Annotated in this window: 18 protein-coding genes; 14 read left to right on the plus strand and 4 right to left on the minus strand. The window is 70.2% G+C overall.

What is annotated here, in order from left to right; translation table 11 throughout:
* Positions 1 to 45: 45 nt before the first annotated feature.
* From ACFWXQ_RS25740 to ACFWXQ_RS25790, 11 genes are all read left to right on the plus strand, one after another.
* Complete coding sequence (locus tag ACFWXQ_RS25740; protein WP_383944884.1) at positions 46 to 1,050, plus strand: sugar phosphate isomerase/epimerase family protein; 1,005 nt, start codon at positions 46 to 48, stop codon at positions 1,048 to 1,050.
* A 91-nt stretch (positions 1,051 to 1,141) separates the two neighbouring features.
* Entirely contained in the window at positions 1,142 to 3,661 is a 2,520-nt protein-coding gene (locus ACFWXQ_RS25745; RefSeq protein ID WP_383944881.1) for a PQQ-dependent sugar dehydrogenase, read from the plus strand.
* A 12-nt stretch (positions 3,662 to 3,673) separates the two neighbouring features.
* On the plus strand, positions 3,674 to 5,080 hold the full coding sequence (locus tag ACFWXQ_RS25750; protein ID WP_383944878.1) for a ThuA domain-containing protein: 1,407 nt from the start codon (positions 3,674 to 3,676) through the stop codon (positions 5,078 to 5,080).
* A gap of 121 nt (positions 5,081 to 5,201) precedes the next feature.
* Complete coding sequence (locus ACFWXQ_RS25755; protein WP_383944876.1) at positions 5,202 to 6,521, plus strand: inositol-3-phosphate synthase; 1,320 nt, start codon at positions 5,202 to 5,204, stop codon at positions 6,519 to 6,521.
* 350 nt (positions 6,522 to 6,871) lie between these two features.
* On the plus strand, positions 6,872 to 7,834 hold the full coding sequence (locus ACFWXQ_RS25760; RefSeq protein ID WP_383944873.1) for an SCO3242 family prenyltransferase: 963 nt from the start codon (positions 6,872 to 6,874) through the stop codon (positions 7,832 to 7,834).
* On the plus strand, positions 7,831 to 8,814 hold the full coding sequence (locus tag ACFWXQ_RS25765; RefSeq protein ID WP_383944870.1) for a sugar phosphate isomerase/epimerase family protein: 984 nt from the start codon (positions 7,831 to 7,833) through the stop codon (positions 8,812 to 8,814). Before ACFWXQ_RS25760 ends, ACFWXQ_RS25765 begins: the two co-directional genes overlap by 4 nt.
* Positions 8,811 to 9,509 carry an EboA domain-containing protein gene (locus ACFWXQ_RS25770; protein WP_383944867.1) on the plus strand — a complete coding sequence of 233 codons (699 nt, stop codon included), beginning with the start codon at positions 8,811 to 8,813 and terminating at the stop codon, positions 9,507 to 9,509. The genes ACFWXQ_RS25765 and ACFWXQ_RS25770 overlap by 4 nt, the downstream gene beginning before the upstream one ends.
* A complete protein-coding gene (locus ACFWXQ_RS25775) occupies positions 9,509 to 10,432 on the plus strand; it encodes a TatD family hydrolase (RefSeq protein ID WP_383944864.1) in 924 nt (307 codons plus the stop codon). The genes ACFWXQ_RS25770 and ACFWXQ_RS25775 overlap by 1 nt, the downstream gene beginning before the upstream one ends.
* A 3-nt stretch (positions 10,433 to 10,435) precedes the next feature.
* The gene (eboE, locus tag ACFWXQ_RS25780; RefSeq protein WP_383944861.1) at positions 10,436 to 11,605 is read left to right on the plus strand and encodes a metabolite traffic protein EboE; all 1,170 of its coding nucleotides are present in this window, start codon (positions 10,436 to 10,438) and stop codon (positions 11,603 to 11,605) included.
* A complete protein-coding gene (locus ACFWXQ_RS25785; protein WP_383944859.1) occupies positions 11,602 to 13,026 on the plus strand; it encodes an alkaline phosphatase family protein in 1,425 nt (474 codons plus the stop codon). The genes eboE and ACFWXQ_RS25785 overlap by 4 nt, the downstream gene beginning before the upstream one ends.
* 176 nt (positions 13,027 to 13,202) lie before the next feature.
* Positions 13,203 to 14,378: a sugar phosphate isomerase/epimerase family protein gene (locus ACFWXQ_RS25790; RefSeq protein WP_383944856.1), complete on the plus strand. Its 1,176-nt coding sequence runs from the start codon at positions 13,203 to 13,205 to the stop codon at positions 14,376 to 14,378.
* A 195-nt stretch (positions 14,379 to 14,573) separates the two neighbouring features.
* On the opposite strand, the gene ACFWXQ_RS25795 is transcribed toward ACFWXQ_RS25790, so the two are convergent.
* The 4 genes from ACFWXQ_RS25795 to ACFWXQ_RS25810 form a co-directional block, all read right to left on the minus strand.
* Complete coding sequence (locus ACFWXQ_RS25795; protein ID WP_383944853.1) at positions 14,574 to 15,962, minus strand: OFA family MFS transporter; 1,389 nt, start codon at positions 15,960 to 15,962, stop codon at positions 14,574 to 14,576.
* A gap of 165 nt (positions 15,963 to 16,127) precedes the next feature.
* Complete coding sequence (locus ACFWXQ_RS25800; protein WP_383944850.1) at positions 16,128 to 18,260, minus strand: acetate--CoA ligase family protein; 2,133 nt, start codon at positions 18,258 to 18,260, stop codon at positions 16,128 to 16,130.
* Between the two features lie 3 nt (positions 18,261 to 18,263).
* The gene (frc, locus tag ACFWXQ_RS25805; RefSeq protein ID WP_383944847.1) at positions 18,264 to 19,541 is read right to left on the minus strand and encodes a formyl-CoA transferase; all 1,278 of its coding nucleotides are present in this window, start codon (positions 19,539 to 19,541) and stop codon (positions 18,264 to 18,266) included.
* 10 nt (positions 19,542 to 19,551) lie between these two features.
* Complete coding sequence (locus ACFWXQ_RS25810) at positions 19,552 to 21,237, minus strand: thiamine pyrophosphate-binding protein (protein ID WP_383944844.1); 1,686 nt, start codon at positions 21,235 to 21,237, stop codon at positions 19,552 to 19,554.
* Positions 21,238 to 21,424: 187 nt separating this feature from the next.
* Between ACFWXQ_RS25810 and sucC the strand changes: the two genes are divergently transcribed.
* The 3 genes from sucC (at position 21,425) to ACFWXQ_RS25825 (ending at position 25,233) form a co-directional block, all read left to right on the plus strand.
* Positions 21,425 to 22,555, plus strand: coding sequence for an ADP-forming succinate--CoA ligase subunit beta (sucC, locus tag ACFWXQ_RS25815; RefSeq protein WP_386269264.1), 1,131 nt, complete (start codon positions 21,425 to 21,427; stop codon positions 22,553 to 22,555).
* Between the two features lie 11 nt (positions 22,556 to 22,566).
* A complete protein-coding gene (gene sucD, locus ACFWXQ_RS25820) occupies positions 22,567 to 23,451 on the plus strand; it encodes a succinate--CoA ligase subunit alpha (protein ID WP_383956773.1) in 885 nt (294 codons plus the stop codon).
* 240 nt (positions 23,452 to 23,691) lie between these two features.
* Positions 23,692 to 25,233, plus strand: a complete 1,542-nt coding sequence (locus tag ACFWXQ_RS25825; protein WP_383956776.1) for an aldehyde dehydrogenase family protein — start codon at positions 23,692 to 23,694, stop codon at positions 25,231 to 25,233.
* The last annotated feature ends 6 nt before the right edge of the window (positions 25,234 to 25,239 follow it).

Consider the following 25,239-nt stretch of genomic DNA (forward strand, 5'->3'; position numbering starts at 1 on the left):
ACCGCACGGGACTTCACAAGTCCCGCTTAGAGGAGGGCCTGTCCCATGCCGCGCACTTTCACGCTGTTCACCGGCCAGTGGGCCGACCTGCCGCTCGAAGAGGTCTGCCGGCTCGCCCGCGACTTCGGCTACGAGGGACTCGAACTGGCCTGCTGGGGCGACCACTTCGAGGTCGACAAGGCCCTCGCGGACTCCACCTACCTCGACTCGCGCCGGGAACTGCTCGACAAGTACGGCCTCAAGTGCTGGGCCATCTCCAACCACCTGGTCGGCCAGGCCGTCTGCGACGCCATCATCGACGAACGCCACCAGGCGATCCTGCCCTCCCGCATCTGGGGAGACGGCGAGGCCGAGGGCGTACGGCAGCGGGCGGCGGCCGAGATCGCCGACACCGCGCGCGCCGCGGCGGCCTTCGGCGTCGACACCGTCATCGGCTTCACCGGCTCCGCGATCTGGCACCTGGTCGCGATGTTCCCGCCCGCCCCCGAGTCGATGATCGAGCGCGGCTATGACGACTTCGCCATGCGCTGGAACCCCATCCTCGACGTCTTCGACACCGAGGGCGTGCGGTTCGCGCACGAGGTCCACCCCAGCGAGATCGCGTACGACTACTGGACAACTCAGCGCACCCTTGAGGCAGTTGACCACCGGCCGGCCTTCGGGCTGAACTTCGACCCCTCGCACTTCGTCTGGCAGGACCTCGACCCGGTCGGCTTCCTGTGGGACTTCCGCGACCGGATCTACCACGTGGACTGCAAGGAGGCCCGCAAGCGCCTCGACGGCCGCAACGGACGGCTCGGCTCCCATCTGCCGTGGGGCGACCCGCGCCGCGGCTGGGACTTCGTGTCCGCGGGCCACGGAGACGTCCCCTGGGAGGACGTGTTCCGGATGCTGCGCTCCATCGACTACAAGGGCCCCATCTCGGTCGAGTGGGAGGACGCGGGCATGGACCGTCTCCAGGGCGCACCCGAGGCACTCACCCGGCTGAAGGCGTACGACTTCGAACCTCCGACGGCGTCCTTCGACGCGGCGTTCGGCGGCAACGACTAGCCACCCCCCTCACAGAGTTCGTTCCGGGGTGACGGCGCACCCCGGCGCATCGCACCCGCATGTACAACCAGCCCCACTCTGGAGGCATTCCGTGCACGGGAACGACCACATAGGCACCACCAGTACCGAGAGCCACAGACGACGCCCGAGACTCCGACTGCGCAAGGCGCTCGCCCTGTTCACCGGTGCACTCCTCGCGGGTGCCTCGCTCACCCTGGCCACACCGCCGGCGGGCGCCGCCGTCGCCGACCCGGCCGCCGCGCCGGCCGCGCCCGCGGCCGCCGAGGACTTCCAGCAGGTCACCCTCGCCAAGGGTGAACCCGAGGTCGGCGAGCCCATGTCGCTGGCCGTCCTCCCGGACCGCTCGGTCCTGCACACCTCGCGCGACGGCGAACTGCGGATCACCGACAGCGCCGGAAACACCAGGCTGGCGGGCAAGCTCGCCGTCTACTCGCACGACGAGGAAGGCCTGCAGGGCGTCGGCATCGACCCCGGCTTCGCCGACAACCGCTTCATCTACCTCTACTACGCCCCGCCGCTCGACACCCCGGCGGGCGACGCGCCCGAGACGGGCACCGCGGCCGACTTCGCGCCCTTCGACGGCGTCAACCGGCTCTCGCGCTTCGTCCTGAAGGCGGACGGCACCCTCGACAACGCCAGCGAGAAGAAGATCCTCGACGTCCCGGCGACCCGCGGCATCTGCTGCCACGTGGGCGGGGACATCGACTTCGACGCGGCCGGGAACCTCTACCTGTCGACCGGTGACGACTCCAACCCGTTCCAGTCGGACGGCTACTCGCCCATCGATGAGCGCGCCAACCGCAACCCCGTCTTCGACGCGCAGCGCACCTCCGGCAACACCAACGACCTGCGCGGCAAGATCCTGCGCATCAAGGTGAACGCCGACGGTTCGTACACGGTCCCGGACGGCAACCTCTTCGCGCCCGGCACGGACAAGACGAAGCCCGAGATCTACGCGATGGGCTTCCGCAACCCGTTCCGCTTCAGCGTCGACAAGAAGACCGGCATCCTCTACGTCGGCGACTACGGCCCGGACGCCGGTGCCGCCGATCCCGCGCGCGGCCCGGCCGGCCAGGTCGAGTTCGCCCGCGTCACCGAGCCCGGCAACTTCGGCTGGCCCTACTGCACGGGCAACAACGACGCCTACGTGGACTACGACTTCGGCACGGGCGCGTCGGGGGCCTCCTTCGACTGCTCCGCACCCAAGAACACCTCGCCCAACAACACGGGCCTGACGGACCTGCCCCCGGCCCAGACCGCGTGGATCCCCTACGACGGCGCTTCCGTGCCCGAGTTCGGCAGCGGCTCCGAGTCCCCGATGGGCGGCCCGGTCTACGACTACGACGCCTCGCTCGACTCCCCGGTCAAGTTCCCGGAGGCGTACGACGGGGACTTCTTCGCCGGCGAGTTCGGCCGCCGCTGGATCAAGCGGATCGCCTCGGACGACAGCGGCACCGTGCAGTCCATCAACGACGTGCCGTGGACCGGCACCCAGATCATGGACATGGCCTTCGGCCCGGACGGCGCGCTGTACGTCCTCGACTACGGCCTCGCGTGGTTCGGCGGTGACGAGAACTCGGCCCTGTACCGGATCGAGAACGCGACCGACGGCCACTCGCCCGTGGCACAGGCTGCGGCCGACCGCACCTCGGGACAGGCGAAGCTGAAGGTCAAGTTCTCCTCGGCCGGCACCACGGACGCCGACGGTGACGCCCTGACGTACAGCTGGGACTTCGGCGACGGCGGCACGTCGACCTCGGCGAACCCGACGTACACGTACAAGAAGAACGGCACCTACACGGCGACGCTGACCGCGAAGGACGCCACCGGGCGGACCGGCAGCGCGAGCGTACGGATCGTCGTCGGCAACACCGCGCCGAAGGTGACCCTCCAACTCCCCGAGGACGGGCAGCTGTTCAGCTTCGGTGACGCCGTGCCCTTCAAGGTCAAGGTGACCGACCCGGAGGACGGCAGGTCGATCGACTGCGCCAAGGTGAAGGTCAGCTTCGTCCTGGGTCACGACAGCCACGGTCACCCGCTGACCACCGCGAACGGCTGCTCCGGCACCATCCAGACCAGCGCCGACGGCGGCCACGACGAGGACGCCAACATCTTCGGTGTCTTCGACGCGGAGTACACCGACAACGGAGGCGGCGGCCAGGAGGCGCTCACCACGCACGACCAGAACGTCGTCCAGCCCAGGCACCGGCAGGCCGAGCACTACGGCAAGTCCGAGGGCGTCACGATCCAGACCAAGGCCACCGCACACGGCGGACGGACCGTCGGTGACATCAACAACCGCGACTGGATCTCCTTCGAGCCGTACGTCCTGAGCAACGCCACGAAGATCACGGCGCGCATCTCCTCCGGCGGCACCGGCGGCAAGCTGGAGGTCCGCGCGGGCTCGCCCACCGGCCGCCTGCTCGGCACCGCGACCGTCCCGGTGACCGGCGGCTGGGAGAACTTCCAGGACGTCAGCGCCAATCTGAGGAACGCGCCGCGCGGCACCACCACGCTCTACCTCGTCTTCAAGGGGAGCGGGACCGGAGCCCTGTACGACGTGGACGACTTCACCTTCACAACCCGCTGAGGGAGGTGCGCCATGCGAGCAACTGCCCGAACTGTGACCGCTGTCGTCGGCGCCGCCCTGCTCATCGGGTGTGTGTCGGGCCCGGCCGCGTCGAAGGGATCCTCCTCCGGCTCGTCGGGGCCGACCGGGGCTGCCGCGTCGAAGAAGCCCTCGAAGGGTGACCGGGTCCTGGTGTTCTCCAAGACCGCCGGGTTCCGGCACGACTCGATCCCCGAAGGGGTCGCCGCGGTGAAGAGCCTCGGCGCCGCGAACGGGTTCAGGGTCGACGCCACCGAGGATGCGGGAGCCTTCTCCTCGCGCAACCTCGGCCGGTACGACGCCGTGGTCTTCCTCTCCACGACCGGGGACGTCCTCAACAAGGCCCAACAGCGGGCCTTCGAGAGCTACATCGAGCGCGGCGGCGGTTACGTGGGCATCCACGCGGCCGCCGACACCGAGTACGACTGGGAGTTCTACGGCGGCCTGGCCGGCGCCTACTTCCAGTCGCACCCGGCGATCCAGCCCGCGCGGATCGAGGTCGAGGACCGGGCACACCCGGCCACCTCGCACCTCGGGGAGTCCTGGAACCGTACGGACGAGTGGTACAACTACCGCTCCAATCCCCGGGACCGGGCCCACATCCTGGCCTCGCTCGACGAGTCGTCGTACAGCGGCGGCACGATGAGCGGCGACCATCCGATCGCCTGGTGCCAGGAGTACCGGGGCGGCCGCGCCTTCTACACCGGAAGCGGTCACACCAAGGAGTCGTACGCCGATCCCGCCTCCCGGCAGCACCTGCTGGGCGGCATCCGTTGGGCCGTCGGCGCCGCGGAGGCCGACTGCCGCCCGGAGAAGGGGTATTCACCCCTCTTCGACGGGACCGCCGAGTCACTGGCGGACTGGAAGCAGGCGGGACCGGGCTCGTTCTCGCTCTCGGACGACGGCACACTCACGTCGTCCGGCGGCCTGGGCATGCTCTGGTACGCGGACCGCGGCCTCGGCTCGTACTCGCTGAAGCTCGACTGGAGGATGGCGAGTGCCTCCGGGGACGACAACTCCGGTGTGTTCGTGGGCTTCCCGGCCTCCGACGACCCCTGGTCGGCCGTCAACAACGGCTATGAGGTCCAGATCGACGCGTCCGACGCCCCCGACCGCACCACCGGGGCCGTGTACAGCTTCCAGTCCGCCGACATCAGGAAGCGCGACCGTGCGCTGAATCCGCCGGGGGAGTGGAACACGTACGAGATCCGCGTGGAGGGCGAACGACTCCGCGTCTGGCTCAACGGCGTGAAGATCAACGATTTCACCAACACCGATCCGGCGCGCAACCTGCGTGACGGTCATGTCGGCATCCAGAACCACGGAGCCGAGGACCAGGTGTCCTTCCGGGACATCCGGATCAAGGAACTGCCGGCGCGAACCGGCGCGCAGGGCGATTGAGCGGCGGCGGGCGGGGGACGCCGGACCTCCGCCCGCCGTCTTGTCCCCTCTGTGGCGGCCGATTCTCCCGGCTGCCCGATCCGGCTCGCGAACAACCTCACGTACGACAAGGAGGCTGCCCATGTCCGCCGAATCCTCCGTCTCCCCGTCCCGGGTGGGAGTGTGGCTGATCGGAGCACGTGGCTCTGTCGCCACCACGGCCGTCACGGGGTGCGCCGCGGTGACCGCGGGGCTGCACCCACCGACGGGCATGGTCACCGAGACCCCCGCGTTCGCCGACTGCGGACTGCTACCGCTGTCGTCCCTCGTCTTCGGCGGGCACGACATGGTGGACTGCCCCCTGCCCAAGCGGGCGGAGGCGCTGGCCGCCGGGGGCGTGCTGCCGCCCGGACTTCCGTCGGCCGTCACCGCCGAACTCGCCGCCGCCGACCGGGAGATCAGGCTCGGCGGCCCGCTGTCCGGCGAGACGCGCGACGAGGACGAACTGGTCGAGGCCCTGGCCTCCGACATCCGTGACTTCACAAGCCGATGCGGCCTGGACCGCACGGTCGTGGTCAACGTGGCGTCCACGGAACCCGTGCCCACCGGGACGGAACTCCCGGCCAGCTCCCTGTACGCGGCGGCCGCGCTGCGGGCGGGCTGCCCGTACGTCAACTTCACACCGTCCATGGGCCTGCACCACCCGGCCCTTGCGTCGGCGGCCGCGGAGTCCGGCCTCCCGTACGCGGGCCGGGACGGCAAGACCGGCCAGACCCTGCTGCGGTCGGTCCTCGGCCCGATGTTCGCGCAGCGCGCGCTGGCGGTCCGCGCCTGGTCCGGTACGAACCTGCTGGGCGGCGGTGACGGCGCGGCCCTCGCCGATCCGGGGGCCGCGGCGGCGAAGAACGCGGGCAAGGAACGCGTCCTGGCCGACACCCTCGGCGGGGTCCCCGAGGGCGAGACCCACATCGACGACGTACCGTCCCTGGGCGACTGGAAGACAGCCTGGGACCACATCGCCTTCGACGGCTTCCTCGGCACCCGGATGGTCCTCCAGACGACCTGGCAGGGCTGCGACTCCTCCCTCGCGGCCCCCCTGATCCTCGACCTGGCCCGCCTGACCGCCCGAGCCCACGAGACCGGCCTCTCCGGCCCACTCTCCGAACTCGGCTTCTACTTCAAGGACCCGGTGGGGGAGGGACCGGCGGCCCTGGGCGAGCAGTACGCGGAACTGGTGGGGTTCGCGGGGCGGTTGAGGGGGGCTGGGGCCAAGGCCGGGGCTGCGGTTGGGGGTGGGGTCGGGGCTGGAGCCGGAGCCAAGGCTGGGGTCGGGGCTGGGGCTGGGGGTCCGCTGCGGCGCGTTGGGGATCCGCAATTGCCTTTGGGCGAGGGGCCTGGCTCCTTGAGTGATCGGCCTGCCTCTTCAGGCGAGTGGCGAGGCCTTTCGGGTGAGCGGCGATGAGCGGGAGCGGGCGGCCGGTGCCGCAGGACGCAAGCGCGGGTGGACCGCGCGGCGGGCCGAGCGACGAATTGCACGGCAGCCTGAGCGGGTTGCACGCGAGCGCGGGTCAGGTGCACGGCAGCCTGAGCGAGCTGCACGCCGGCCCGGGCCAGCCGCACACGGGCCCGGGGCAGCCGCACGGCAGCCTGAGCGAGCTGTACGCCAGCCCGGGGCAGTTGCGCACGAGCCCGGTGGCACTGGAGGCGGGACTCGGGGAACAGCAGGCGGGCCCCGGGGTGCGAGGCGTGAGGCCGGTGCCACGGGACGTCCCGAGAACGACATCATCACGGACCGCGAGGCAGGGAGTGAATGTGAACGCCTGGGTGGAACTCCTGCGCCTCCCCGCCCTCTTCACCGTCCCCGGCGACGCGCTCGCGGGCGCCGCCGCGGCCGGGGCGCGCCCGACCCCCCGAACCCTGGCGGCCATCGCCTCCTCCCTCTGCCTGTACGAGGCCGGCATGGCCCTCAACGACTGGGCCGACCGCGAGGAGGACGCCGTGGACCGCCCTCACCGCCCCCTGCCCTCCGGCCGCATCAGGCCGGCCGCGGCCCTGGCGGCGGCCGGCGGCCTGACGGCGGCGGGCCTGGCCCTGGCGTCCACAGCGGGCCGCCGACCCCTCGCGGTCGCCGGCGCGCTGGCCGCCACGGTCTGGTCGTACGACCTGGTCCTCAAGCGCACGCCCGCAGGCCCCGCGGCGATGGCGACGGCCCGCGCCCTGGACCTCCTGCTCGGCGGGGCGGCAGCCAACGGCGACCTGCGCAGGGCCCTGCCCTCCGCGCTGGCCCTGGGCACCCACACCCTCGCCGTCACCACGGTCTCCCGCCACGAGACCCAGGGCGGTTCACCCTGGGCCCCCTTGAGCGGATTGGCCACGACGGCGGCACTGGCCTGGTCCATCACCCGCGACGGCCCGGGCCGAGACCGGCACCCGGCATGCGATCAGCACCCGGCAGGGGACCGGCACCTGGGACGGGGCCGGCAACCGGGACGGGAACGCCACCCGGCACACGCGGGGGCAACCGCGCCCAACCTCGTGTCCCTGCGCGGAGCACTCGCCGCCGTCTACGCCGCGACCGCCGCCCGCCCCCTCTTCCACGCCGCCCTCAACCCGTCACCCCAACTCACCCAACGAGCCGTCGGCGGCGGCATCCGAGCCATGATCCCCCTGCAGGCCGCCCTCGCGGCCCGCTCCGGCGCTCCGGTCACCGCCCTGCTGACGGCGGCGCTCGCTCCGGCCGCCCGCCGGTTCGGCCGGAAGGTGAGCATGACATGAGCCTTCGACCGAGCCCCCGTCCCACCGTGCACCCCCTCCGCTACTCCTACGGCACCAACGGCCTCACGGACCTCCGCCTGGACGACGCCCTCTCCCTCCTCGCCGACCTCGGCTACGACGGCGTCGGCCTGACGCTCGACCACATGCATCTGGACCCGCTCGCCCCCGACCTCACGGCCCGCACCCACAAACTCGCCCGCAGACTGGACGAGCTCGGCCTGGGCGTCACCATCGAGACCGGCGCCCGCTACGTACTAGACCCGAGGCGCAAGCACGGCCCGTCCCTCCTCGACCCGGACCCTGCCCAACGCGCCCGCCGCGCCGATCTGCTCGTCAGAGCCGTGCAGATCGCCACCGACCTCGGCGCCCACGCGGTCCACTGCTTCAGCGGCATCCTCCCGAAGGACACAGCAGGAGAGACAGACACCGAAGGGCAGGCTGTCGCGGCCGAGGACGCCGCCTGGAAGCGCCTCGCCGAAACCCTCACCCCCGTCCTCGACGCCGCCACCGCCGCCGGAATCCCGCTCGCAGTCGAACCCGAACCCGGTCACCTCCTCGCCACCCTCGACGACTTCCACCGCCTGCGTACCGCCCTCGGCAGCCCCGACGCCCTCGGCCTCACCCTAGACATCGGCCACTGCCAGTGCCTCGAACCCCTCTCACCCGCCGACTGTGTACGCGCCGCCGCCCCCTGGCTGCGCCACGTCCAGATCGAGGACATGCGGCGCGGCGTCCACGAACACCTCCCCTTCGGTGACGGAGAGATCGACTTCCCTCCCGTACTCGAAGCCCTCGCCGCCGTCGGCTACCAGGGCCTGGTCTCCGTCGAGCTGCCCCGCCACTCGCACGCCGGCCCTCAACTCGCCCAGCAGTCCCTCCCGTTCCTCCATCACGCGGCCGCCGTCTCCACACCCCCGGACGACGACCGGCCGCCGAACCCCGGCGAGGGCCCCACCGACTCCGACGGGAGAACCCCGTGAACCACCTCCACGACGCCCTCGGCACCCCGACGGACGTCGCGCCGCCCGCCCTCACCGCCCTGCACACCCGCCTGAACGGACGGCTCGACGGCGCCGCGCGCGCCTGGCTGGACCAGGCCCTCGACGAGGCGGCCGCCCACCCGGGCACCCACGGGCCCATCTCCGTCTGGGAGTTGCGGATCGCCGAGGCCGGCCGCCGCTGCGGCCCCGACCACGCGGAGGCGGCCCGCGTCCTCCTCCTGCACGCGGCCCGGGCCGACGCGACCACCCTCGCCCGCGTCTACCGCCAGGGCACCGCCGACGAACGCCGCGCCGTCCTCCAGGCACTGCCCCACCTCGTGCCGGGCCCCGACGCCCTGCCGATCGTCGAGGACGCCCTGCGCACCAACGACACCCGGCTCGTGGCCGCGGCCGTCGGCCCGTACACCGCCCTGCATCTGGACGCCCACAACTGGCGGCACGCCGTGCTCAAGTGCCTGTTCACCGGTGTCCCCGTCGAGGCGGTGGCCGATCTGCCCCGCCGCGCCCGCGCCGACGCGGAACTCGCCCGCATGCTCGCCGACTACGCCGACGAACGCACCGCCGCGGGCCGTCCCGTACCCCATGACCTGCACCGCGTCCTGTCCCTGACCGAGCACCCGGCCACCCCGCCCGGCACCGACGCCCCCCACGGCAGCGACGGCAAGGAGTCCTGATGCGCATCTTCGACCCCCACATCCACATGACGTCACGGACCACCGACGACTACGAAGCCATGCACGCGGCCGGCGTCAGAGCCGTCGTCGAACCCGCCTTCTGGCTCGGCCAGCCCCGCACCTCGGTGGCCTCCTTCCTCGACTACTTCGACTCCCTCCTCGGCTGGGAACCCTTCCGCGCCGCCCAGTACGGCATCGCCCACCACTGCACCCTCGCTCTCAACCCCAAAGAGGCCAACGACCCCCGCTGCGTGCCCGTCCTCGACGAACTGCCCCGGTATCTCGTCAAGGACCACGTCGTGGCCGTCGGCGAGATCGGCTACGACTCGATGACCCCCGCGGAGGACACCGCCCTGGCCGCCCAGCTCCAGCTCGCCGTCACCTACGAGCTGCCCGCGCTCGTCCACACTCCGCACCGCGACAAGCTGGCCGGTCTGCGCCGCACCCTCGACGTGGTCCGGGAGTCCGCACTGCCCCCGGACCACGTCCTGATCGACCACCTCAACGAGACCACGGTCAAGGAGGCCAAGGACGGCGGCTGCTGGCTCGGCTTCTCCGTCTATCCGGACACCAAGATGGACGAGGAACGGATGGTCGCGGTCCTGCAGGAGTACGGGCCGGAGAAGGTGCTGGTCAACTCCGCCGCCGACTGGGGCAAGAGCGACCCGCTGAAGACCCGCAAGGTCGCGGACGCCCTGCTGAAGGCCGGGTTCACCGAGGACGACGTCGACCAGGTGCTGTGGCGCAACCCCGTCGCCTTCTACGGACTCAGCGGCCGACTGGACCTGGACGTCGCCGGCACGGACGCCACCCACGAGGGCAACTCCATCCTTCGCGGAGTCCCGAAGACCGTCCCCGGGACCGACCCCGGGACCGACCCGGGCACCACTCCCAGGACCGCCCCCACGACGACGGGGGCGTGACCCATGCGCTTCCGCCACCCCGACGGCTCCACCGTTCACCTCGCCTACTGCACCAACGTCCACCCCGCCGAGACCCTGGACGGCGTTCTCGCCCAGCTCCGCGACCACTGTGAACCCGTACGCAAACGCCTGGGCCGCGACCGTCTCGGCATCGGCCTGTGGCTCGCCAAGGACGCCGCCCACGCCCTCGTCTCCGACCCGTCCGCCCTGCGCGGGCTGCGCACCGAACTCGACCTGCGCGGCCTCGAAGTCGTCACCCTCAACGGCTTCCCGTACGAGGGGTTCGGCGCCGAGGAGGTCAAGTACCGCGTCTACAAGCCGGACTGGGCCGACCCCGAGCGGCTCGAACACACCACCGCCCTCGCCCGCGTCCTCGCCGGGCTCCTCCCCGACGACGTCACCGAAGGCACCATCTCCACCCTGCCGCTCGCCTGGCGCACGGTGTACGACGACGGCCGTGCCGCCAAGGCCCACGCGGCCCTGACCACCCTCGCCGAACGCCTCGACGCGCTGGAGGAGCTGACCGGCCGCTCCATCCGTATCGGCCTGGAGCCCGAGCCGGGCTGCACCGTCGAGACCACGGCCGACGCCATCGCCCCACTCACCGCGATCGGCCACCCCCGCATCGGTATCTGCGTCGACACCTGCCACCTCGCCACCTCCTTCGAAGATCCGAACACCGCCCTGGACGCGCTGGCCGCGGCCAACGTCCCCGTCGTCAAGTCCCAGCTGTCGGCCGCCCTGCACGCCGACCACCCCCACCTCCCCGAAGTCCGCGAGGCACTCGCCGCCTTCGACGAACCCCGCTTCCTGCACCAGACCCGCACCCTCACCGCCGCCGGACTCCGCGGGACCGACGACCTCGGCGAGGCCGTCAACGAGGAGGCACTGCCCGACGCCTCCCCGTGGCGCGCCCACTTCCACGTCCCGCTGCACGCGGCCCCCGACGCGCCCCTCACCTCCACGCTGCCCGTACTCAAGGACACGCTGACCCGACTGGTCGGCGGCCCGCACCCGCTGACCAGCCACCTCGAGGTCGAGACCTACACCTGGCAGGCACTCCCGCCCGAGCTGCGCCCCCGAGCCCGCGCCCAGCTCGCCGACGGCATCGCCGCGGAACTCACCCTTGCCCGGGACCTGTTGACGGACCTCGGCCTGAAGGAACTCCCATGAGCACCCATGAGACCCCGCCAGCACGGGCCGGCACCGACGGCTCCACGACCCCCACCCCGCTCCTCGTCCTCGACGTCGTCGGCCTCACCCCCCGTCTCCTCGACCACATGCCCCACCTCAAGACCCTCGCCCAGTCCGGCTCGCAGGCCACCCTCGGCACGGTCCTGCCCGCCGTCACCTGCGCCGCCCAGTCGACGTTCCTCACCGGCACCCACCCGTCCGAGCACGGCATCGTCGGCAACGGCTGGTACTTCCGCGACCTCGGCGACGTACTGCTGTGGCGCCAGCACAACGGTCTGGTGTCCGGGGACAAACTGTGGGACGCCGCCCGGCGCGCGCACCCCGGCTACACGGTCGCCAATATCTGCTGGTGGTACGCCATGGGCGCCGACACCGACATCACCATCACCCCTCGTCCGGTCTACTACGCCGACGGCCGCAAGGAACCCGACTGCTACACCCGGCCCCCGGCCTTGCACGACGAACTCACCGAGAAACTCGGCACGTTCCCGCTCTTCCACTTCTGGGGTCCCGGCGCCGACCTCGTCTCCAGCCGCTGGATCATCGACGCCACCCGGCACATCATCCGCACCCGCCACCCGGATCTGACCCTCTGTTACCTCCCTCATCTCGACTACGACCTGCAGCGCTTCGGCCCCGACGACCCGCGCTCCCTGAAGGCGGCCGCCGACCTGGACGCCGCCACGGCCCCCCTCCTCGACGACGCCCGCGCGGAAGGCCGCACCGTCGTCGCCCTGTCCGAGTACGGCATCACCCGCGTGGACCGTCCCGTCGACATCAACCGTGCCCTGCGCCGCGCCGGACTCCTCGAAGTGCACACGCAGGACGGCATGGAGTACCTCGACCCAATGGCCTCACGTGCCTTCGCCGTCGCCGACCACCAGATCGCCCACGTCTACGTACGCCGCCCCGAGGACCTGGAGGCCACGAAGGCGGCGCTCGCCGATCTGCCCGGTATCGAGCAACTCCTCGACGACGAGGGCAAGAAGACCCATCACCTCGACCATCCGCGCTCCGGCGAACTCGTCGCCGTCGCGGAGCCGGACGCCTGGTTCACGTACTACTACTGGCTCGACGACGCCCGCGCGCCCGATTTCGCGCAGCTCGTCGAGATCCACCGCAAACCCGGCTACGACCCGGTCGAGCTCTTCATGGATCCGCTCGACCCGTACGTCAAGGTCAAGGCCGCGGGCGCGCTCGCCCGCAAGAAGCTCGGCATGCGCTACCGCATGGCGGTCGTGCCCCTCGATCCCTCACCTATTCGAGGCAGCCACGGCCGCCTCCCCCTGAGCGACGACGAAGGTCCGCTCATCATCTGCTCCACCCCCCGCGCTGTCGGCGACCGCGTCGCGGCCACCGATGTGAAGTCATTGCTGCTCGACCTGGCCGGCCTCGGGTGACAGCACCCGGGAAAGACCGGACGAGCGATTACGGAAAGTGAATCAGACGGCACTGACAGTGCGTTCGGCCTGTGGATAACCGGCACACCGCACGGCACCCGTCACAGCCGGACCTCTGGCGAACATGGCTGGGCCCCTGCAGAACACGGTGGGCCCCTACCCGAAAGAGAGACACCGTGACCGCGTTCAACGACGAATCCGGAACCGGCGACGCCCTGCGTCGCGCGCTCGGCGTCAACCGCCGCCGCTTCCTCAGCACCTGCACCGCCGTCGCCGCCGGGGCGATCGCCGCCCCGGTGGTGGGCGCCTCACCAGCCCTGGCCCAGGACCGGGGCAGAGGCCACGACCACGACCACGACCACGGCCGCGGCCACGTCCTCGTTCCGCCGGGCAAGCGCGGCATCATCCTCTACACCGTCCGTGACGCCACGGCCCGCGACCCGCTCGCCTCGGACCTGCCCTCCGGCTTCCGCGAGGTGTTCAAGCAACTGGCCCGCCACGGCTACCGCCAGGTGGAGTTCGCCGGCTACAACCAGCACGCCAACGCACCGGGCGGCGCCAACCTCGGTTCCGTGGCGGGCGCCAGGCTGCTGCGCTCCTGGCTCGACGACTACGGACTGCGCGCCCAGGGCAACCACGGCTTCATACCGCCCTCCTGGCCGCTGACCACCGCCGACCTGGACACCTTCAAGCAGCACCTGGAGATCGCCAACATCATCGGCATGGACCACATGGGCACCGGCGGAGACCCCACCGGCAGCTCCTACCCGGCCGACTGGGACGTGGCGGCCGACAAGTGGAACGCGCTGGGCAGGATCGCCCGCCGCGAGGGCATCAAGCTGTACACGCACAACCACGACTCCGCCTACGGCTTTCTGCTCGACGGAGGCCCGCTGGACGCCCAGGGCCGGCCCACCCGCAGCTCCGGCATCCGCAAGCTGGAGTACTTCCTGAAGGCCACCGACCCGAAGCTGGTCTGGCTGGAGATGGACATCTTCTGGGCGCACGTGGCCCAGTACAAGTTCCACACTTACACCGCCCACGACGGCTCCACCCGCAAGAAGGTCTTCGACCCGGCGGGGCTCGTCGCCCGCAACAACAAGCGCTACCCGCTGTTCCACGCCAAGGACGGTGTCGTGAGCACCACCAACGGCATGGGCTACGACATGGTGCCCTTCGGAACAGGCGTCATCGACTACACCACGTTCTTCTCCCGGGTCGGGGAGCGGAACTACCACAACCCGATGGTCGAGGACGACAACTCGCCCAGTGCCACCGACCCCGCACAGTCGCTGCGCGAGGCCAAGATCAGTTATGACAACCTCGCGGCCCTCCGCTCAAGGCGCCGCTGACCCAGGACGCACAGCGGACGGTCCTCCCCACGCGGTGCCGTGGGGAGGACCGTTCGGCGTTTCCAAGGACGGAGGCGGTTCGTGGAAGTTCTAGAGCGTCGGGGACGTGTGCGGCGGACTCGGTGCGGGACGGTTCCACACCGGGGGGTTCATGAGGGGGCATCCCTCACCGGCTCGATTCGTCTCCCCACCGGGTCAGGCCATCTCCTCGCCGATCGGGTGCGGGTTGGGCACGATGCGCTTGGCCGCAGGCCGCCCAGGAGCACGCAGGAAGAGCGCCAGGACCGCGGAACCCAGACCGATGCCGCCGGCCAGCGCGAAGGCGCCTCCGTAGCCCCAGGAGCTCACGACGACGGCTCCCACGCCGGAGCCGACGAGACCGGAGATGAGCTTGGAGCTGTAGACCATGCCGTAGTTGGAGGCGTTGTTGTTCTCACCGAAGTAGTCCGCCGTCATCGCCGCGAAGAGCGGGAAGATCGCGCCGCCGCCGAAGCCCGAGATCATGGAGCAGACCAGGAAGAACGGCATCGAGCCCATGTTCCCGGAGAAGAACACGCCGAACTGCGAGCAGCCGAGGACGACACAGACGATGACGAGTGTGTTCCGGCGGCCGTAGCGGTCCGAGATCCAGCCGATGACACCACGTCCGGTGCCGTTGACGATCGCCTTGAGTGACATCGCGGTGGCCACGATGCCGCCCGCGAACCCCATCTCCTTTCCGAACGGCACCTGCATGGCGATGCCGAAGATGTTGATACCGGCCGTGCACAACAGGCAGAACCACATCATCCACAGGACGGGCGTCCTGGCCGCCTCCCGCGGTGTGTACTGCTTGACCGCCGGCGGGTTCTTCGCCAGTGCCCGCACGACCCGCGGGTCGTCGGAGGTCTTCAGCGGGTCGACGTGCGCGGGCCACCAGTTCTTCGGCGGGTCCTTGAAGAACCAGCCGGCGACCGCGACGACCGTGCAGCAGGTCACGCCGACCATGACCAGCACGGTCTCGTAGTTGGACAGGTCCATGTACGACGTGAACAGGAACACGAAGGGCACGGAGCCGTAGGCGAAACCGCCGTTGACCATGCCGGTCTTGCCGCCCTTGCGCTCCGGATACCACTTGCCGACCATGTTCACGCAGGTCGCGTAGACGAGGCCCGCGCCGATGCCGCTGAACATGCCGAAGCCTATGTACGCGACGATCACGTGCGGCGCGTACGCCAGCGAGATGTAACCCAGGATCGTGCCGAGTGCGCCGAGCATCATGGCGTACCGCGCGGGCAGTTTTCCGCTCTCGCGCAGCTGGCCGGCCGGGAAGGCCACGGCCGCCTGGAAGAAGATCCAGACGCCCATCAGCCAGAAGATGTGCCCACTGTCCCAGAGGTGGGCCTCGTGCAGGGTGTCCTCGGCGGATGTGAACGCGTACTCCGAGGAGCTGATGCCCATCATGCCCATCCAGGGGAAGAGCACCATGGTCCAGCGTGGTCGCCCCATGATGTCCCGGTCGGTCTCACCGATCCGGTACAGGCGGCCGTTGCGGTCCGTCACCTCCCTGTAGGGGACGGGTGTCGTGAAGTCGGTGGTTGTCATGTCGCGTAGCACCCCTTGCGTCGAAAGATCTGGCCAGCGCCCCCTGTCCAATTCCTTTCGTGTGCGCACGGGTCCCGGGGCGGGCCGACGCGCACCGTCGGCCCGCCCCTTCACCGGGTCAAGTCATGAACCGCCCCCCAACAGCGCCCGCCGCACCCCGCGGCCTCACAACAGCCCCGCCGCGCGCGCCCAGCGATACTTCGCGCCGAGCACTGCCACCGGCTTCTCGGTCGTGTACGGGTATGCCACGACCCCGTGCTCGTAGAGGTACTGGCAGGCCTCCTCGACCTCGACGTCGCCCGCGAGCGACGCCACGACGGGCTTCTCGATCCCGCGCTCCCTGAATTCGGCCACCACGCGCGCGGTGAGCTCGGCGAAGACCATGGGAGGGGTCACGATGGTGTGCCAGTAGCCGAGGACGAGCGAGTGGATCCGCGGGTCCTCAAGACCGAGCCGGATCGTCGCCTCGTACGTCGACGGCGGCTCGCCGCCCGTGATGTCCACCGGGTTGCCGGCCGCGCCGAAGGGCGGGATGAACTTCCGGAAGGACGCGTCCAGGTCCGGCGGGATCTCCATCAGGGAGAGGCCGTTGTCGGTCACCGCGTCGGACAGCAGTACGCCACTGCCGCCGGCGCCCGTGATGATCACGATGTTGTCGCCCTGGGGAGTCGGCAGCACCGGCAACGCGCGCGCGTACTCCAGCATTTCGTTCAGACCGGGCGCCCTGATGACACCGGCCTGCTTCAGGATGTCCTCGTACACGGCGTCGTCGCCCGCGAGGGCGCCCGTGTGCGAGCCCGCGGCCTTGGCACCGGCCGCCGTACGGCCCGCCTTGAGGACGACCACCGGTTTCTTGGGGACGGTCGCCCGCGCGGCCTCCACGAAGGCGCGCCCGTCCTTGAGGTCCTCCAAGTGCATGGCGATGCACTTGGTGTTGGGGTCCTCGCCGAACCAGGTCAGCAGGTCGTCCTCGTCCAGGTCCGACTTGTTGCCGAGCCCCACGATCGCGGAAACACCTGTCTTCGTAGTGCGCGCGAAGCCCAGAATGGCCATCCCTATGCCACCGGACTGCGAGGTGAGGGCGACACCGCCCTTGACGTCGTACGGCGTGCAGAACGTCGCGCACAGGTCCTGCCACGTCGAGTAGTAGCCGTAGATGTTCGGCCCGAGCAGCCGGACTCCGTAGCGCTCGCCGATCGCCACGATCTCGTCCTGCAGCGCGTGTTCACCGGTCTCCGCGAACCCCGAGGGGATCAGGACGGCGTTGGGGATCCCCTTGCGTCCCACCTCCTCCAGGGCCGAGGCCACGAACTTGGCGGGAATAGCGAAGACCGCCACATCCACCTCACCGGGAACGTCCGTGACACTCTTGTACGCCTTGCGGCCCAGAATGTCATCGGCCTTGGGGTTCACCGGGTGGATCTCCCCGGAGAAGCCGCCGTCGATGAGGTTGCGCATGACCGAATTGCCGATCTTGCCCTGTTCGTTGGAGGCGCCGATCACCGCCACCGACGACGGCTGCATCAGCCGGCGCATCGAGGTGAGGATCTCCTCGCGGCTGTACTTGCGGCGGGGCTTGGGCACGGACTCGGCGAGGATGACCCGGATGTCCGCGGCTATCGCGCCCTCCGGGGTGGCGATCACCGGGTTGAGGTCCACCTCGGCGATCTCCGGGAAGTCCGCGACCAGTTCGGAGACCCGGCGGATCTGCTCGGCGATCGCCCACCGGTCCACCGCCGGCGCGCCCCGCACTCCGCGCAGGATCTCCGCGGCCCGGATCGAGTCCAGCATCGACAGCGCCTCGTCCGCGTCGACGGGCGCCAGCCGGAACGTGACGTCCTTGAGGACCTCGACGAGCACTCCGCCGAGCCCGAAGGCCACGACCTTCCCGAACGTCGGATCGGTCACCGCGCCGACGATGACCTCCTGCCCCTGGGGGAGCAGTTCCTGCACCTGTACGCCCTCGATGCGGGCCTGGGAGTCGTACGCCCGGGCGTTCTCGATGATCTTGTGGAAGGCGGCACGGACGTCCGCAGCGCCCTCCACCCCGACGATCACGCCGCCGGCGTCGGTCTTGTGGAGGATGTCCGGGGAGACGATCTTCATCACGACGGGCCCGCCGAAGCGTGCCGCGTACGACACCGCCTCGTCGACGTCGGTCGCCAGCTCCTCGCCCGGGACGGCGATCGCGTACGCGTCGGCGATCACCTTGCCCTCGGGCGCGGTCAGCGCGCTCCGCCCCTCGGCCCGTACGGCTTCGAGGAGCGTACGCACCCTCAGCACCCGGTCTTCGGCCATCAATCAGATCACTCCGTTCGACTTGAGCAGGCGCAGCTCCTCGTCGCCGAGACCGAGCTCGCCGACGTACACCTCTTCGTTGTGCTCGCCCAGCAGCGGCGAACTGGTCACGTCCACGGGGGAGTCGGAGAGCTTCAGCGGGCTGCCCACGGTCACGAAGTCGCCCCGCTCGGGGTGCGGCACCGTCACGACCATCTCGTTGGCCACCAGCGACTCGTCCTCGATGATCTCCTTGGTGGAGAGGATCGGACCGCAGGGGATGTTGTGGGCGTTGAGCTGTTCGAGGACCTGCCATTTGGGGAGTGTGGACGACCACTCCTCGATCAGCTGGAACATCTTGGTGAGCTGGGGGAGGCGGGCCTCCGGGGTCGCCCACTCGGGGGCATCCGCGAGCTCGGGGCGCCCGATGAGCTCGGTGATGGGCTTCCAGCCGACGGGCTGCACGATGACGTACACGTAGTCGTTGGGGCCGCCCGGCGCGCACTTGACCGCCCAGCCGGGCTGGCCGCCGCCGGACGCGTTGCCCGACCTGGGAACCTCGTCGCCGAAGTCGTCGTTGGGATATTCAGCCAGCGGCCCATGCCCGAGGCGCTGCTGGTCCCGCAGTTTCACCCGGCACAGATTCAGCACGGCGTGCTGCATCGCCACGTTCACGCGCTGCCCGCGCCCCGTGTTCTCCCGCTGGAACAGGGCGGCGAGGATCGCCGCCACCGCGTGGATGCCCGTGCCCGAGTCACCGATCTGGGCTCCCGTCGCCAGCGGCGGCCCGTCCTCGAAGCCGGTGGTCGACATCGACCCGCCCATGGCCTGAGCGACGACCTCGTACGCCTTGAAGTTGGTGTACGGGCCGTCCCCGAACCCCTTGATGGAGGCATAGACGATCCGCGGATTGATCTCCTGGATGCGGTCCCAGGTGAAGCCCATACGGTCGACCGCGCCCGGTCCGAAGTTCTCGACCATGACGTCGGAGCGCCGGATCAGCTCGGTGAGGATCTCCTTGCCGCGCTCGGTCTTGGTGTTGAGGGTGATGCTCCGCTTGTTGCAGTTGAGCATCGTGAAGTAGAGGGAGTCGACGTCAGGGAGATCGCGCAGCTGCTTGCGCGTGATGTCCCCGGTCGGCGCCTCCAGTTTGACGACGTCCGCGCCGAGCCAGGCGAGCAGCTGGGTGGCGGAGGGACCGGACTGGACGTGCGTCATGTCGAGGACGCGGATGCCTTCGAGGGCCTTGGTCGAGGTCGGCGGCGTCGCTGCCGCCGGGATCGTGGCTGGCGTCGCTGTCATCGGGTCCACCTCACTTGTACATCGTCTGGTTCATGGTTCCGGGGGCGTACGCGTCCGGGTCGACCCAGACGTTGATGAGCGACGGCTTGCCCGACTCGCGGGCGCGCTGGAGGGCGGGGGCGATGTCGGCGGGGTCGCGGACCTCTTCGCCGTAACCGCCCAGCATCTGGGCGAACTTGTCGTAGTGGACGTCGCCGAGGGTGTTGCCGACCCGCTCGCGCTCCAGGCCGTACTTGGCGGCCTGGCCGTAACGGATCTGGTTCATGGAGGAGTTGTTGCCGACGATGCCGACGAACGGGAGGTTGTAGCGGACGAGGGTCTCGAAGTCCCAGCCGGTGAGCGAGAAGGCACCGTCCCCGAAGAGGGCGACGACCTCCTTGTCGGGCCGTGCCTTCTTGGCGGCGAGCACGAAGGGGACGCCGACGCCGAGCGTGCCGAGCGGTCCCGGGTCCATCCAGTGCCCGGGTGACTTGGGCTGCACGACCTGGCCGGAGAAGGTGACGATGTCGCCGCCGTCGCCGATGTAGATGGAGTCCTCGGTCAGGAACTCGTTGATCTCGCTGACCAGGCGGTACGGGTGGATCGGTGAGGCGTCCGACTTCAGGTTCGGCAGGCGCTTCTCGATGGCGGTCTGTTCGGCGGCGCGCAGTTCGTCGAGCCACTCCTTGCGCTTCGACGCGCCCCCGTTGATGCGCCCGGAGGCGGCCTCGGTGACCGACTTCAGGACGAGTCCCGCGTCACCGACGATCCCGAGGTCGATGTCCCGGTTCTTGCCGACGGTCCGGTAGTCGAGGTCGATCTGCACGACGGTCGCGTCCTGCGACAGCCGCTTGCCGTAGCCCATGCGGAAGTCGAAGGGCGTACCGACGATGACGATGACGTCGGCGTTGGAGAAGGCGTACCGGCGCGACAGCTGGAAGTGGTGCGGGTCCCCGGGCGGCAGCGTGCCGCGCCCGGCGCCGTTCATGTACGCGGGGATGTTGAGGGCGCGTACGAGCTCGATGGCGGATTCGGTGCCTCGGGTCGTCCACACCTGGCTGCCCAGCAGGATCGCGGGCTTCTCGGCGTGCACGAGCAGGTCGGCGAGCTTCTCGATGGCCTCGGGGTCACCGGCCGAGCGGGTCGAGGCCCGGTACTGGCCGGCGGCGGGGACCCGGGCCTTCTCGACCGGCACCTTGGCGTCGAGGACATCGCGCGGGATCTCCAGGAAGGACGGGCCGGGCGCCCCGTGGTAGCACTCGCGGAACGCCATCGACACCATGTCGGCGGCCCGCGCGGTGTCCGGCACGGTCGCCGCGAACTTGGTGATCGGCGTCATCATGTCGACGTGCGGCAGGTCCTGGAGGGACCCCATCTTGTGCTGGGTGTGGGCCCCCTGGCCGCCGATCAGCAGCATCGGGGACTCCGCGCGGAAGGCGTTGGCGACACCCGTCACGGCGTCGGTCGTGCCGGGACCGGCGGTGACGACGGCGCAGCCGGGCTTGCCGGTGATGCGTGCGTAGCCGTCGGCGGCGTGGGCGGCGACCTGTTCGTGGCGTACGTCGACGACCTCGATGCCCTCGTCCACGCAGCCGTCGTAGATGTCGATGATGTGGCCGCCGCAGAGCGTGTAGATGACCTCCACACCCTCCGCTTTGAGTGCCTTGGCGACCAGGTGCCCACCGGATATGAGGTTCTGGCTGTTGTCGTCGGGCATGGCGAAGTCCTGTCCCTTCGTAGGGGATTGGGCGCGCGGAAGTGCAGGTCGGACGTGGTGCGCGCACTGTTCGTGGATGCCGTCGCGGTACATTGCATACAGTCGACGAATACTGTATGAAGCTTGTTATCCCGCATCCAGTGGGTGGTGTCCAGGGGGCGTGCGGCACTTTTAAGAGGGAGCCGAGATGGACCTGTTCGAGCACCAGGCAAGGGAACTCTTCGAGGAACACGGCATCTTGGTGCCGAGGGCGGAGGTCACCGACTCGCCCAAGGAGGCACGCGAGATCGCCCGCAGGCTCGGCGGCCGCGTCGTCGTCAAGGCACAGGTGAAGACCGGCGGACGCGGCAAGGCGGGCGGCGTGAAACTCGCCGCGGACCCCGCCGCCACCGAACTGACGGCACGCCAGATCCTGGGTATGGACATCAAGGGCCACACCGTCGGCAAGGTGATGCTGGCCCAACCGGTCGACATCGAGAGCGAGTTCTACGTCAGCTACGTACTCGACCGAGCCGCCGGCCGCTTCCTCGCCATCGCCTCGGCCGAGGGCGGCATGGACATCGAGGAGGTCGCCGCCACCCGGCCGGACGCCGTGGCGCGCGTCCACATCGACCCCGCCGAGGGCGTCACCTCGGCGAAGGCGGCCGAGGTCGCCGATGCCGCGGGCCTGCCTCCGCAGACCGTCGACGTCCTGGTCAGGCTCTGGGACGTACTGATCCGCGAGGACGCCGTACTCGTCGAGGTGAACCCCCTCGTGCGTACCGCCCAGGGGCAGATCCTCGCCCTCGACGGGAAGGTCACCCTCGACGACAACGCCCGCTTCCGGCAGGCACGTTGGGGCGACCAGGAGTCCACGCACGACGACCCGCTGGAGGCGGCGGCCGCCGCCAAGAACCTCAACTACGTGAAGCTGGACGGCGAGGTCGGCATCATCGGGAACGGCGCCGGTCTCGTCATGTCGACCCTCGACGTGGTCGCCGGCTGCGGCGCGCGCCCCGCCAACTTCCTCGACATCGGCGGCGGAGCCTCCGCCCAGATCATGGCCGACGGCCTCTCCGTCATCCTCTCCGACCCGGCGGTGAAGTCCGTCTTCGTCAACGTCTTCGGCGGCATCACCGCCTGTGACGCGGTCGCCGACGGCATCGTGCAGGCCCTGGAATCGGTCCACTTGACCAAGCCGCTGGTCGTCCGCCTCGACGGCAACAACGCCGTACGCGGCCGCGCGATCCTCGACGACCGGGCGCACCCCCTGGTCCAGCAGGCCACCACCATGGACGGCGCCGCGCGCCGTGCCGCCCAACTCGCCAACGCCAGCTGAAGGAGCGGGACATGGCCATCTACCTCACCAAGGAGAGCAAGGTCCTCGTCCAGGGCATGACCGGCGGCGAGGGCATGAAGCACACCCGGCGGATGCTCGCCGCCGGCACCGACGTCGTCGGCGGCGTCAACCCGCGCAAGGCCGGGCAGAGCGTCGACTTCGACGACCGCGCCGTGCCCGTCTTCGGCTCCGTGCGCGAAGGCATCGAGGCCACCGGGGCCGACGTCAGCGTCGTCTTCGTCCCACCCGCCTTCTCCAAGGCGGCAGTTGTCGAGGCCGCCGACGCCGGCATCGAACTCGCCGTCGTCATCACCGAGGGCATCCCGGTCCACGACTCGGTCGCCTTCACCGCGTACGCGAGGTCGAAGGGCACGCGGATCATCGGACCCAACTGCCCCGGCCTGATCACCCCCGGCCAGTCCAACGCGGGCATCATCCCGGCCGACATCACCAAGTCCGGCCGCATCGGCCTCGTCTCCAAGTCGGGCACGCTCACCTACCAACTCATGTACGAACTCCGCGACATCGGCTTCTCGACCTGCGTCGGCATCGGCGGCGACCCCGTCGTCGGCACCACCCACATCGACTGCCTCGCCGCTTTCCAGGACGACCCCGACACCGAACTCATCGTCCTCATCGGGGAGATCGGCGGCGACGCCGAGGAACGCGCGGCCGCGTACGTCCGCGACCATGTCACCAAACCCGTCATCGGCTACATCGCCGGATTCACCGCACCCGAGGGCAAGACGATGGGCCACGCGGGCGCGATCGTCTCCGGCTCGTCCGGCACGGCCCAGGCGAAGAAGGAAGCCCTGGAGGCGGCCGGCGTACGGGTCGGCGACACCCCCACCGAGACGGCCCGGCTGGTCCTCGCCGCACTGGACGCGTCCGGATGAAGAAGCGTGATGTCACTCATAGTTGACACGGCGTTACTTTCCGAGGCCGAGGTGCCTCGCTAGCGTCCCCCGTACGACGTCTCCGTACGCGAGTACGCCACGCACTCCAAGTGCGCCCAGTACTCCCGTACGGGAGGCGAGCCATGCACTACCGCCCACCCGTCTCCCGCCACCGCCCTTCCAAGGAAGGCCCTTCGGGCCCTTTCCTTCTCGACTGTGCACCGAGAGCGGAGCAACCGAATGGCACCCACCCTCACCCTCAAGGCCCACAGCTCCTGGACCGACGCCTGGCAACGCTGCCTCACCGTGGCGCCGGAAGCCTTCCGGGACGACCGTGTCCTCAACCTCTGGGGCGCCGCCTGGCAGGCGGACGGCAGGGCTCTGCCCGCCACCAGCCCGGTGGACGGAAGCCCCATCGCGGGCCCGCCGCGCCTCGACAGCCTGACGGCCCACCAGGCCGTACGCGCCTCACTCGACCACCACCGCGCCTGGCGCCACGTGCCCCTGGACGAACGCCGGGCCCGCGTCGCGGCCACGCTCGACGCGCTCACCGAACACCGCGAACTGCTCGCCCTCCTTCTCGTCTGGGAGATCGGCAAGCCCTGGCGGCTCGCGCAGGCCGACGTCGACCGGGCCATCGACGGCGTGCGCTGGTACGTCGACGGAATCGAGCCCATGGTCGAGGGCCGGACCCCGCTCGACGGGCCCGTGTCCAACATCGCGAGCTGGAACTACCCGATGAGCGTGCTCGTTCACGCAATGCTGATACAGGCATTGGCAGGGAACGCGGTCATCGCCAAGACCCCGACCGACGGCGGCGTCGCGTGTCTCACCCTGGCCTGCGCACTCGCCGCACGCGAGGGGATTCCCGTCACCCTCGTCAGCGGCAGCGGGGGCGAGCTGTCGGAGGCGCTCGTGCGCGCGCCCGAGATCGGCTGCGTCTCCTTCGTCGGCGGCCGAGACACGGGCGCCGCGGTGGCCACGGCCGTCGCCGACCTCGGCAAACGACACGTACTGGAACAGGAGGGACTGAACACCTGGGGCATCTGGAACCACACGGACTGGGACACGCTGACGGCGGTCATCCCCAAGCTCTTCGACTACGGCAAGCAGCGCTGCACCGCCTACCCGCGCTTTGTCGTCCAGCGTGAGCTGTTCGACGACTTCCTGGCCGCGTACCTGCCCGCGGTCCGTACGCTGCGGGTCGGCCACCCGCTGGCGGTCGAGCACCCGGACGACCCGTATCCGCAGCTGGACTTCGGTCCGGTGATCAACGCGGCCAAGGCGAAGGACCTCCACGACCAGGTCGCCGAGGCGATCGACCGGGGGGCGGTCCCGCTGCACCGCGGCCGGCTCGCCGACGCGCGCTTCCTGCCCGGCCAGGACACGGCTGCGTACGTCCAGCCGGTCACGCTCCTCAACCCGCCCCCGTCCTCGCCCCTCCACCACGCGGAACCCTTCGGCCCGGTCGACACCATCGTCCTGGTCGACACCGAGGCGGAGCTGCTCGCCGCCATGAACGCGTCGAACGGCGCGCTCGTCGCGACCCTGTCGACGGACGACGAGGCCACCTACGACCGACTGGCCCCGCAGATCCGCGCGTTCAAGGTCGGCCACGGCAAGCCCCGTTCGCGCGGCGATCGCGACGAGCTCTTCGGCGGCTTCGGCGCGTCCTGGCGGGGCGCGTTCGTGGGCGGCGAACTGCTGATCCGCGCGGTGACACGAGGACCGGCGGGGGAGCGGTTGCCGGGCAACTTCCCGGAGTACCACCTCATGCCGTGACGGCGA

This window comes from Streptomyces sp. NPDC058697, assembly GCF_042715345.1.
GTDB lineage: Bacteria > Actinomycetota > Actinomycetes > Streptomycetales > Streptomycetaceae > Streptomyces > Streptomyces liliifuscus.